We start from the raw sequence: 10,950 nt of genomic DNA, 5'->3' as shown, positions 1-10,950 counted from the left end.
TTAATAGTGTCTGCTCACTTAAAATTTAACGTTGGCGCTTTGTTTTGTTCAGTTTTCAAAGAGCAATTTGTTTGCCGTTTACTTCGTAAGCGACTTTTACATCTTATCATGTCTTCAACACTGTTGTCAACATGTTTTTTTATTTTCTTTGTTTTGATGAAGCTGCGAAAGCTGATGTCCCGCAGCGACATGTATTAATATAACACCTATATTATTATTGGTCAATAATAATATACAACTTTTTTAAAAGTTTTTTTACACTGAATAATAACGGTGATAAACCTCGTGCCCTTTCGTCTCCACTTTGATGACGTCGATTACCTTCTTCTCTATTAGGTACTCTATTAGTACACCTAAATCGACCGAGTAATATTCAATTTCAGGGTGCTCCGTCAGCTCTGCGATCGTCCACGCTTCCGCTTTCGTTCCCATTATTTCAACCAAATGCTGTGAACCCGCGTTCGTCCTGGAATAAATAAGAAATTCACTCGCAAGGAAAAGAAGTTCCAATCTTTTTTCAAGGGTTTCTTCACTGCATATCAGTTCTTTATAAAGCTTATAGATTTCAGGTTCCATATGCTTCACTTGATTCCAGACAGTAACCTCCGGGTAAAAACCTTGTTCAATTATCTCCAATCTTGCCAAATGATGCAGGGAGTGCACGATATGGTTGTATGCATCAAGATAATGCCCTTTTTCAAAAAAGCTTTTCCCATCCATGTACCTGCGGATCAGCTTCGCGAACTCCATCCCCATTTTTAATTTCCTTCCATAGAAGGGGAATTCCCGGATTTCGGTTTTCAAGCGATCCAAATATTCATTCCGGTCATAAAGGATTTTACCGTTATAGATCCATTCAACCACTTTGCGGTTCGTTCCCAACAAAAGCCATTCTTGTAGCTGATCTTCCGTTACGATATGCAAGGCAGCCTTTTTATCCTGGTACGTGTAGTGTTTTAAAAACACGGCTTCTTCAGCTTCATCTGCAATCACAAAAAGAATGTAATCGAATGTATCCGTAATCGGGCTATTATCATCTCTTTTTTCTATTAACAAGATTCCAAGTGTAGATTTTAAACTTGCTCGCTCTTGATAAATCGGGCGAAGGATATCTTCCATCATCAAATTCCTCCAAAACCATTTTTTTAAAACGTTCGACAAAACTCTTCAAAACCCTGCTTACTTCACTTGCCAGTAATCCATTTAGTTAAACAGTAATATGTATCCTTTATTTCTTTTTTGTTCCATCCTTAGTTTATGTTATAGTTAAAGTTATATTTTAGGAGGGACAATCCATGGCTAAATATTCTAGCAAAATCAATAAAATCCGTACATTTGCTTTGAGTTTGATTTTCATCGGCTTTATCGTGATGTATCTTGGACTTTTTTTTAAGTCACATCCTATCGTCATGACGCTTTTTATGGGACTGGGCCTTTTATTCATAATCGCAAGCACCGGGGTTTATTTTTGGATAGGAATGCTTTCCACCAAAACGATACAGGTTGTCTGTCCAAACTGTGGCAAACCTACAAAAATATTAGGGCGAGTGGATATTTGCATGCATTGTGAAGAACCATTGACCCTTGACAAGAAGCTTGAAGGCGAAGAATTCAGTGAGAAATACAATCGCAAAAGCCTGCAAGACTGAATGAATCTCGACTAACTGATTGCATTCTTTCTTTATAACATGAAAAAAAGTTCCAACCAAGTGGAGGAACTTTTTTTAATGACTTTCTTTTTTCGCACAATCCGTGCAGTCGCCGTAGATTTCCATCCGATGGTGACTGACATTGAAACCTGTCACCTGTGCTGCGAAATGCTCGACCTCATGCAATGCTGGATAATCGAAATCCACTATTTTTCCGCAAGTTTGGCAGATTACATGATAATGATTCGTGGTTACAAAATCAAATCTTGCTGACGAATCACCATAAGTCAGTTCTTTAACCAAGCCTACCTCACGAAAAACACGGAGGTTGTTGTAAACCGTAGCCACGCTCATATTCGGAAATTTACTTTCCAGTGCTTTATATATATCATCAGCTGTAGGGTGTGACATGGAGTTTATCAAATACTCAAGTATCGCATGGCGTTGAGGAGTTATTCTTACACCGGTATCTTTTAAGGAATCCAACGCTTCTTTCAACTGAACTTCAGACACCGTCATCCACCTCGTTTTCTCATTAAGTATGAATTCTTAGATTGTAATATTTATAAATAGTGTACCTTCTATACGTCGATTTTGTCAATATTTCAATGACTCCCCATTCTTTTTTTAGTTCAGTTTATTCATCACCACTTTGAATCTTTCCCATTTTCGGATGAAATTAAGTATTTCCCCTATAAGTCGACTGCGTTTATGAAATTGCATCCATCTTTCACAGGTCTTTAATGAATTCTCCACTTATCTCACTACATTCTCCACAACGGATGATTGTCCCCTAAAAGGCTCAGGGTCAAAAACAGCACCCGCTTTCAAGTGCTATCCGCAGCAAGACATCCTTAATCAAGCTGCCACAGCCAAACGGCCTGGTCTTTCTTGTGGTCCTAAAGTGTTCCTTGAAAAAAACTTTTCTCACCAGTACTAGGTAAAATGGATACGATAATATCCGCTCTCGGAAAATCGTTCATTCGATCAATGAACTTCAATGGCTTCGCGATCCGGTTATGATTTATTCCTCAATTAAATAACATAAAAAAACACGGGCTCTGTATGTCCCGTGCAACTTTCTCTGAGGAGGTATTCCCTTAATAAAGCATATTCAAGTAACCACTTATTGAGTTGGACAAAAGCCTTACCCTTATTAAAAAAGGCGCTATTCCAATGAATTCGGATTTAATGCAAGGAGATCCGGCAAAACGAAAAGGCCATCCCTTCTTATCAGGACGTCATCGAAATAGATGTCACCCCCACCATAATCGGGACGCTGAATCAAGACCATATCCCAATGAATGGATGAACGGTTTCCATTATCCGCCTCATCGTAGGCAGCACCTATTGCCATATGCAGACTACCGCTTATTTTTTCATCGAACAATATATCGCCCATGGGCTGCAATATGTAAGGATTGATTCCAATCGCGAATTCGCCGATAAAACGTGATCCTTCATCAATATCCAGTATCTCATTCATTTTAATACTATGATTGGAAACGGCTTTAGTGACTTTCCCCTTTTGCAAGGTTAATTCCACACCACTAAAAGCGGCTCCTTCATAGATGGTCGGGGCATTGAAGGCTATCGTCCCATTGATGCTGTCCCTCAGTGGAGCCGTAAACACCTCTCCATCAGGCAAGTTCTTTTTTCCCGCACAGATGATTGCCGGCATCCCTTTGATGGAAAAGGACAAGTCTGTGCCTGGTGAAACGACCTTGACTTTATCAGTCCGCTCCATCAATCGCTTTAACGGTTTCAGCGCTTCCTCCATTTTCCCGTAATCCATTGTACATACGCTTAAAAGGAAATCTTCGTACCTGTCGAAGCTCATCCCAGCTTTTTGAGCTGATGCGTTGTTTGGATAATTAAGTAAAACCCAACGTCGGTTGTTAACATAGAAAAGCGTCGCAGTATGCATCATCTCCCCTTGAAGACGATGCTTCTCAACGGGGATATCAGACATATCCACAGCGCTTCCCTCACCAGATATGACGATGACCGCATCAATATCGGTATACTTCTTCAAAGCCCATTGCGATGAAGTGTCCAGTTGTTCCTTCACATTCCCTTGCAACAGATGGCGGCTTATTTCATCGTCTTCAAGTTCTACATATGGATAAGCACCAATTCTGTATGCTTCATCAATCAGTTCTTTCAATAATGGCTTCGAGTTGATATGTCCCCTTATCAGGAGTCTCTCTTTTGGCTGCAATCGTATTGAATGATGAAGCAGCCTGTCAGCAAGCTTCTTTATCCGCTCATCCTTCATCTGCGTATCCTTATTTTTCGAGTTCACGAAGAGTTTCAAGAGCTTCTTCGACATGCCCTTTGACTTTTACTTTGCGCCATTCCTTGATTACATAACCTTCCTTGTCAATCAGGAAAGTTGAACGCTCAATGCCCATATATTCCTTGCCAAAGTTCTTTTTCAATTGCCATACGTCAAACGCTTGGGCAGCTTCATGATTCTCATCAGCCAGCAAACGGAAAGGCAAACCATGTTTTTCAATGAACTTTTCATGACGCGCTGCTGGATCCGGGCTGATCCCAATGATGACCGCGTCCAATTCCTCAAAACGCTCATTGTGGTCCCGAAAATCACAAGCCTCCGTCGTGCATCCCGGTGTCATGTCTTTTGGGTAAAAATATAAAACAACGTATTTGCCCTTGAACTCCGAAAGGGAAATCGTTTCACCACCATTAGCAGGTAAATGAAAATCCGGTGCTTTTTCGCCAATTTTAACAGTCATTTTGAACCCTCCATTTCCTTCATTATGGTAAGGGTACCCAATAATCGACAGAAACACAACTTTCATTTATCCTTCCTATCCTTTTGGTCGAGGTCGATCACCGTCCTGATTACGAACGCTGCCGGAAGTGTGTATCCGATGAATGCCTGAATGGTCGCTATCATCCGACCCATGCCTATTGGTGCTATATCGCCATACCCAACAGAAAACATCGTCATCGCACTGAAATAAAAAGAAGTCTTCAATTGTTCATAAAATGTTCCGTCCAACCGATTGCCCATATCAAGAATCACCGAATGATTCTGAAGCTCGTATAATAAATAAATCAATGCAAAACCAACCAATATCGTCGCATATAAATTGCCGAGCCAGAGCATATCTTCCAAAGAGAATTTCTTTCCTCCCGACTCAACAAGAAATAACGTCCGAATGCTCATCACCATGCAAAAAATGATTCCTGCAATCAAGATGTAGAAAGTCATCCCCCACGCCCCATTTCAAAACGCCCGCTTCCTTATACATACTCCCTGTCCAATCAATATATTCTTTGGGAAGACTTCAGCCTTGTCATTAAGGCTTGTTTTCAAAACTTTTGCTTGTTGACCATTTTGGTCGGATATGTTAAGATTGTCTAAATTTTTATAATAGTTTATTTTTTATAAATATTTAATGCGTGATGCTGCATATCAAGCATTTTTTTGGAATTTCATATGTGGAAACAGGTTCCTAAGCTCATTAGGATTAAAAGGGAAGCCCGGTTTAATTCCGGCACGGTCCCGCCACTGTAATGGGAAGGTTAGCGCCATCCATATGCCACTGATCCTATGGATTGGGAAGGCTTGTGCGCTAATGATATTCCCTAAGTCAGGAGACCTGCCTGTTTCAACGACACTGTTTTAACCTACGGGAGATAGGGAGGTGTTAGGAACCTTACATAATTAAGGGGCATTTTTCATGCTTCTTTATTTTAAGCATTTCTAACTTTCTCTTTTTGACGGTTAGGGGTGCTTTTTTTGTTGTTTTTAAATTATTTGAATGCAGGAGGATGAGAATATTGAAAAGTAGTAGTTTAGGGTACCCGCGAATTGGTGAAGATCGTGAATGGAAACGGACTTTGGAAGCTTACTGGTCCGGGAAAATCGATGAAATGGAATTTACATCCCAACTGGAATCGATCCGGTTGGGTAACTTGCAAAAACAGAAAGATCAAGGCATTGATATCATTCCTGTCAACGACTTCACTTTATATGATCAAATGCTCGATATGTCTGTCATGTTCGGTCTTGTTCCTGAACGGTATTCTGCCTATGAAGGCGGCAGCATTCCGCTTTCCGTTTACTATTCGATGGCCCGCGGTAACAAGGATGAAGTCGCATCCGAAATGACGAAGTGGTTCAATACGAATTATCATTATATCGTTCCGGAATTAAAACGATCACAGCTGACTTTAACAGAAAACAAACCGCTTGCTGCATATCGGGAAGCCAAGGAAAAGCTGGGAATTGAAACAAAGCCGGTGTTAATCGGACCTTATACCTTCATCTCTCTTTCCAAAGGCTTCAATAAAGAAGATATTCCTGGCATCATTCTGAGTCTGCTCCCCCTATATACACAAATTCTGCAGGAGTTGGAGCAGGATGGTGTGCAGTGGGTTCAAATGGATGAACCTTCCCTTGTATCATCTCTTTCCAAAGATGATATGGAAACTGTTGCATACCTCTACGAAAAACTGAATGAAGCGGCACCAAACCTGAACATCATGCTTCAAACTTACTTTGATGCCGTGGAACACTACGAACAAATCATTGAATTACAAGTTCAAGGCATCGGGCTTGATTTTGTTCATGATAAAGGAAGAAATCTTAGCAAGCTTGAAAAATTCGGCTTCCCAACAGACAAAGTGCTTGGAGCAGGCGTCGTTGACGGAAAAAACATTTGGCTTTCCGATTTATCGAACAAGCTTCGTTTGATCGAGACGATAAAGAACAAAGTGGCAGAAGACAAAATCTGGCTCCAACCCTCTTGTTCCCTGCTTCATGTTCCAGTGACCGTTCGCAATGAAACCGCGCTTGCTGGTGAAGTGAAGGAAGCACTTGCCTTCGCAGATGAGAAGCTTGAAGAAATTACACTCCTTGTCAAAGGAAACAATCAAGGTTTGGGTGGAATCGTCAAGAAAGTGGAGGCAAATAAATTGGCGATCCAAACGTTAGCCAGTTCACATGCCCGGAATCATAAAAGTGTACAATCCGATGTTGAAAGGGTGAAATCGAAGACCTCGGGTCGTCAGCTGCCCTTTAAAGAGCGTTATCAAAAACAACAGGAATTTTTTAAACTGCCTTTTCTACCTTCAACAACGATCGGCAGCTTCCCGCAAACATTCGAAGTGAAACAAGCCCGCGGTAAATTCAAAAGAGGAGAATGGACTGCTGCACAATATGAAACATTCATTAATGATGAAATCTCGAGGTGGATCGATATCCAAGAAGAAATCGGCCTGGATGTTCTCGTTCACGGGGAATTTGAACGGACGGATATGGTTGAATATTTCGGCCATAAGTTAGGGGGATTCGTCTTTCTGGAAAAGGGCTGGGTTCAATCCTATGGCTCACGTTGCGTCAAGCCGCCCGTCATCTACGGCGACGTTCATTTCATCGAACCTATGACAGTCAGGGAAAGTGTCTATGCACAATCACTGACAAACAAAACGGTAAAAGGAATGCTTACAGGTCCTGTAACGATACTGAACTGGTCATTTGTCCGTGATGATATTTCGAGGGAGAATGTTTGCTACCAGCTGGCACTTGCTCTGGATAAAGAAGTACTGGCATTGGAAGCAGCCGGAATCAAAATGATACAAGTTGATGAGCCAGCACTTAGAGAAGGGCTTCCGTTGAAGAAAAGCGATCGCGATGAGTATTTGAACTGGGCGGTGAATTCGTTCCGGATATCCACATCCAGTGTGGAAGATACTACCCAAATCCATACGCATATGTGCTATTGCGACTTCAACAGTTTCATGGATGTCATCTCTTCCCTTGATGCCGATGTCATCTCCATCGAAACCTCCCGCAGCCATGGTGAGCTTGCCTCCGCCTTCGAGGAAAAGACGTATGAAAAAGGGATTGGCCTAGGTGTATATGATATTCATAGTCCGCGTGTCCCTGCTGTGGAAGAAATGGTCGATATGATTGAACGGGGGATCAAAGTATTGGATAAAGACCAGTTTTGGATCAATCCTGACTGTGGCCTGAAAACGAGGGGCGTCCCTGAAACGGTTGCTTCCCTGAAAAACATGGTCGAGGCAGCCAAAATCGTCCGGGGAAATCTAGTGGCCCAAACGCCTGGCAAATGATCGAAAACGACGTCAAATTAGACCTTGGCCACCCTACAAATCAATCTAGGACATTGTTAACGGATCTTGTCTTTCCGCCGGACACGAATCATCACAATACCATCTTTGGCGGAAAAGTAATGGCCTATGTCGATAAAATAGCCTGCATTTCGGCTATGCGCCATTGTCGAAAACCCGTCGTGACCGCATCCAGCGACTCGTTTGATTTTTTGGCACCCATCAAGACGGGAGACGCGATTAACCTTGAAGCTTATGTCACTTGTGCCCATCGCACATCCATGGAGGTTTTTGTGAAAGTCGAGCGTGAAAACTTATTAACCGGTGAAAAGCAGCTTACGGCACGTGCTTTCTTAACGATGTTGGCCATAGACGAAGATGGTAAGCCAACCGAAGTTCCCCGGGTAATCCCCGAAACCGAAGTGGAAAAGCAACAATATGTCCAAGCTCAGGAAAGATATATAGAAAGAAAGAATAAGCGTAAATAAGCAAAAACCCCTTCAACATGAATGCTGTTGAAGGGGTTTCTCTTTTTAGTTACCTGCCCCGCGGTACCGCTTCACTCCTTGATTCCAAATGACGACGGATATCATGAAAAAAACAACCCCAATTACAGGTGTGGCGAATGCATACGCATACCACTCCTCTTTCCTAAGGAAATAGGATGCCGGGTATACACCGACGAACGCGAATGGCAGTACCCACGTAAGGACAAAGCGAATGACCTTATTATAAATATCGACAGGATAGCGTCCATAGTTCCCGATATTGTACATCATCGGCATGATCGAGGTTTTCGCATCCGACCAGAATCCGATGCTTGCTATCACAACGAAAATGGCTGCATAAGCAAGCGCCCCTCCTATAGCAAAGAGGATGAAGAGAATTGGATCATACCAAGTAAGCTCCAGATTCAATGACGCCCCTGAGTAAAATATGATGATCAAACCGGTGACGACGCCAAATAACGATTCAAGCTCGATTCTTTCCAAAATGACTTGAAACAGGCTATGTATCGGTCTGGTTAATATCCGATCCATCTCCCCCTTGACGATATAGCGATCATTGAAATCCCAAATATTGAAAAAGGCTGAAAATAGGGCGAATGGAATAAGGAAGAACCCATAGATGAATATGATTTCTTCACGGCTCCAGCCGCTTAAAAATTGGGTATGGCCAAAAACGACCAAGATGAATACCAGATTCACGACCTGATTCAGCAAATCGGATAAGATCTCCATGAAGAAATCCGCGCGATATTGCAATCTTGTCTTCATATATTGACTCACATATTGAAAAAACATCGATACATAAAACATTCCGTCAACCTCCTTGAATAATCAGCTGTTTTTTTGCGACTATCCATAAAAGCTGAATCGGAATTATGAGAATGATGCACCAAATGAACTGCTGTAAAAGCGCCATGCCAATCTCGCCTGAACTGTACCCGTTCGTAAAAATCATGCTTGGTACATAACTGATCCCCTGAAAGGGCAAATATTTCATCACTTCCTGCGCCCATATCGGGTAGAAACTGATGGGCAGCAATAGACCCGAAAACAAATCGATGATGACCCGTTTAGCCCGGATCAATCCGGCATTATTATATAAGAAAAAGGTGGTGATTCCCGTCAATAAATTAATCTGGGTATTGATGACGAAGCTGAACAGCAAGGAAATGCCGAATAACCCCCACGTTGCCGGTTCGTGCGGCAATTCAATGGGAAAAATGAAAGCGACGAGCAGCATGCCCGGTATCGAAAAGAAAAAGAAACGGAATATCCCTTCCCCAAGCCCTTGCATCGTCTTCATCCCTAAATAGTTATAGGGCCGAATCATTTCGATGGCGACCTTGCCATCCTTGATTTCTGTGGCAATTTCGCGGTCAATGTTATTGAAATAAAAGGCTCGCGCCATCCATGCTACCGCGACGTAGGTTGTCATCTGCATACTTGAAAGACCTTCGATGGAGCTTTTTTCTCCATAAATTGCATTCCATAAGAAATAATAAGCACCGATATTAATACTATAAATTAAAATGCCTGTATAATAATCCGTTCGATACGCCAACATCATCAAAAAACGCATGCGAATCATCGCTAAATATTTTTCCATGGCATTCTCCCTCCTTGATAGACACGTTGTTTCTTAATGATAAGAGTGTCAGACAGTGCCTTCTTCGTAAATATTGCGAACAATCTCTTCAATGGACGTTTCATGAATTTTAATGTCCTTTATTTTAAAATGAGCTACGACAGCTGATACAAGCTGTGAAATATGATCACTTTCTTCCTTCAACAAAGCTATATATGTTTGACTTTTCTCATCACAAACCCAGTTTACGTCAAATGGAAGTGGTAAGGATTGCACTTCATGTAATGCAACCTGCTCGATGAATTGAAAATGTATCTGTTTTTCCTCGGCCCAGTTATCCTTTAAACTCTGCAATTCCCCATCATAAATGATTTTTCCTTCATCAAGCATGATTACACGCTCACACAGTGCTTCAATATCACCTAAATCATGGGTTGTCAAAAGTATGGTCGTATTATATTTTTCATTGATTTCCTTCAGGAACTCACGAATCTTCAGCTTCACGAGCACATCAAGACCTATGGTCGGTTCATCAAGGAACAGCAATGGCGGATTGTGGATCAATGCTGCCGCAAGCTCACAGCGCATGCGCTGACCGAGCGAGAGTTTTCGCACCGGCTTATCGAGCAAAGGACCGATATCAAGCGTCTTGATAACATGCTCCATATGATCGTTATATTGCTCATCCGTTACTTTATAGACCTTTTTTAACAGCCTAAAGGATTCTTGAACGGCAATATCCCACCAAAGCTGTGAGCGTTGGCCGAATACGACCCCGATAGTTTGGGTAAACTTTTCCCTTTCCCTATGCGGGTTCATTCCATTGACCGTGATTTCGCCTGCCGTTGGCTCCAAAATACCCGTGAGCATTTTGATCGTGGTCGATTTACCGGCACCATTTTCGCCGATATAAGCTACCATCTCACCCTTTTTTACAGTAAAATTGATATCATTGACAGCAGGGACGATCTTATAATTTCTTGTAAGTAAATCCCGGAAGGCGCCTTTTAGCCCTGAACGGCTTGATGCCGACTTGAATTCCTTTCGCAGCTGTTTCACTTGAATTGCATCACTCATCCTGTTACATCCTCCGTAATCT

Annotated in this window: 11 protein-coding genes and 1 riboswitch; of the genes, 3 read left to right on the top strand and 8 right to left on the bottom strand. The window is 42.0% G+C overall.

Translation table 11 applies throughout. The features are described 5' to 3' along the window. Positions 1–255 precede the first annotated feature (255 nt). A complete protein-coding gene (locus tag ASU00_RS22500) occupies positions 256–1,119 on the bottom strand; it encodes a nucleotidyltransferase-like protein (RefSeq protein WP_057915685.1) in 864 nt (287 codons plus the stop codon). A 176-nt stretch (positions 1,120–1,295) separates the two neighbouring features. On the opposite strand from ASU00_RS22500, the gene ASU00_RS22495 reads away from it, so the two are divergent. Continuing rightward, a complete protein-coding gene (locus ASU00_RS22495; protein ID WP_057915682.1) occupies positions 1,296–1,649 on the top strand; it encodes a YgzB family protein in 354 nt (117 codons plus the stop codon). 75 nt (positions 1,650–1,724) lie between these two features. Here the strand turns inward: ASU00_RS22495 and perR are convergent, their stop codons facing one another. The 4 genes from perR to ASU00_RS22475 all read right to left on the bottom strand — a co-directional run bounded on the left by perR (position 1,725) and on the right by ASU00_RS22475 (position 4,890). Next, positions 1,725–2,168, bottom strand: a complete 444-nt coding sequence (gene perR, locus ASU00_RS22490; protein ID WP_057915681.1) for a peroxide-responsive transcriptional repressor PerR — start codon at positions 2,166–2,168, stop codon at positions 1,725–1,727. Between the two features lie 649 nt (positions 2,169–2,817). Further along, positions 2,818–3,927, bottom strand: coding sequence for an aminopeptidase (locus ASU00_RS22485; RefSeq protein WP_057915684.1), 1,110 nt, complete (start codon positions 3,925–3,927; stop codon positions 2,818–2,820). 10 nt (positions 3,928–3,937) lie between these two features. After that, positions 3,938–4,408 (bottom strand): thioredoxin-dependent thiol peroxidase, encoded by a 471-nt coding sequence (bcp, locus tag ASU00_RS22480; RefSeq protein ID WP_057915683.1) that lies wholly within the window; start codon positions 4,406–4,408, stop codon positions 3,938–3,940. A 62-nt stretch (positions 4,409–4,470) separates the two neighbouring features. Next, positions 4,471–4,890, bottom strand: a complete 420-nt coding sequence (locus ASU00_RS22475) for a potassium channel family protein (protein WP_057915680.1) — start codon at positions 4,888–4,890, stop codon at positions 4,471–4,473. A gap of 221 nt (positions 4,891–5,111) precedes the next feature. Further along, positions 5,112–5,303, top strand: a riboswitch (cobalamin riboswitch). A 150-nt stretch (positions 5,304–5,453) separates the two neighbouring features. On the opposite strand from ASU00_RS22475, the gene metE reads away from it, so the two are divergent. Further along, the gene (gene metE / locus ASU00_RS22470) at positions 5,454–7,760 is read left to right on the top strand and encodes a 5-methyltetrahydropteroyltriglutamate--homocysteine S-methyltransferase (protein ID WP_201786324.1); all 2,307 of its coding nucleotides are present in this window, start codon (positions 5,454–5,456) and stop codon (positions 7,758–7,760) included. Further along, positions 7,757–8,245 carry an acyl-CoA thioesterase gene (locus tag ASU00_RS22465; protein WP_057915678.1) on the top strand — a complete coding sequence of 163 codons (489 nt, stop codon included), beginning with the start codon at positions 7,757–7,759 and terminating at the stop codon, positions 8,243–8,245. The genes metE and ASU00_RS22465 overlap by 4 nt, the downstream gene beginning before the upstream one ends. A 45-nt stretch (positions 8,246–8,290) precedes the next feature. Here ASU00_RS22465 and ASU00_RS22460 read toward each other — a convergent pair whose 3' ends face one another. From ASU00_RS22460 to ASU00_RS22450, 3 genes are read right to left on the bottom strand one after another with little or no spacing between them, the layout of a single operon-like run. Next, on the bottom strand, positions 8,291–9,076 hold the full coding sequence (locus ASU00_RS22460; RefSeq protein WP_057915677.1) for an ABC transporter permease: 786 nt from the start codon (positions 9,074–9,076) through the stop codon (positions 8,291–8,293). Positions 9,077–9,080: 4 nt separating this feature from the next. Then, positions 9,081–9,872, bottom strand: a complete 792-nt coding sequence (locus ASU00_RS22455) for an ABC transporter permease (RefSeq protein WP_057915676.1) — start codon at positions 9,870–9,872, stop codon at positions 9,081–9,083. Between the two features lie 48 nt (positions 9,873–9,920). Next, a complete protein-coding gene (locus ASU00_RS22450) occupies positions 9,921–10,928 on the bottom strand; it encodes an ABC transporter ATP-binding protein (RefSeq protein WP_057915675.1) in 1,008 nt (335 codons plus the stop codon). Positions 10,929–10,950 lie beyond the last annotated feature (22 nt).

The sequence above is a fragment of the Peribacillus muralis genome, from assembly GCF_001439925.1.
Taxonomy (GTDB): domain Bacteria; phylum Bacillota; class Bacilli; order Bacillales; family DSM-1321; genus Peribacillus; species Peribacillus muralis.
This window is presented reverse-complemented; position numbering and strand designations above follow the sequence as displayed.

What these genes read in the sequence shown, in the direction of transcription:
- ASU00_RS22500 (WP_057915685.1), bottom strand. Translation starts at nt 1,119, where the DNA reads ATGGAAGATATCCTTCGCCCGATTTATCAAGAGCGAGCAAGTTTAAAA.
- ASU00_RS22495 (WP_057915682.1), top strand. Translation starts at nt 1,296, where the DNA reads ATGGCTAAATATTCTAGCAAAATCAATAAAATCCGTACATTTGCTTTG.
- perR (WP_057915681.1), bottom strand. Translation starts at nt 2,168, where the DNA reads ATGACGGTGTCTGAAGTTCAGTTGAAAGAAGCGTTGGATTCCTTAAAA.
- ASU00_RS22485 (WP_057915684.1), bottom strand. Translation starts at nt 3,927, where the DNA reads ATGAAGGATGAGCGGATAAAGAAGCTTGCTGACAGGCTGCTTCATCAT.
- bcp (WP_057915683.1), bottom strand. Translation starts at nt 4,408, where the DNA reads ATGACTGTTAAAATTGGCGAAAAAGCACCGGATTTTCATTTACCTGCT.
- ASU00_RS22475 (WP_057915680.1), bottom strand. Translation starts at nt 4,890, where the DNA reads ATGACTTTCTACATCTTGATTGCAGGAATCATTTTTTGCATGGTGATG.
- metE (WP_201786324.1), top strand. Translation starts at nt 5,454, where the DNA reads ATGAGAATATTGAAAAGTAGTAGTTTAGGGTACCCGCGAATTGGTGAA.
- ASU00_RS22465 (WP_057915678.1), top strand. Translation starts at nt 7,757, where the DNA reads ATGATCGAAAACGACGTCAAATTAGACCTTGGCCACCCTACAAATCAA.
- ASU00_RS22460 (WP_057915677.1), bottom strand. Translation starts at nt 9,076, where the DNA reads ATGTTTTATGTATCGATGTTTTTTCAATATGTGAGTCAATATATGAAG.
- ASU00_RS22455 (WP_057915676.1), bottom strand. Translation starts at nt 9,872, where the DNA reads ATGGAAAAATATTTAGCGATGATTCGCATGCGTTTTTTGATGATGTTG.
- ASU00_RS22450 (WP_057915675.1), bottom strand. Translation starts at nt 10,928, where the DNA reads ATGAGTGATGCAATTCAAGTGAAACAGCTGCGAAAGGAATTCAAGTCG.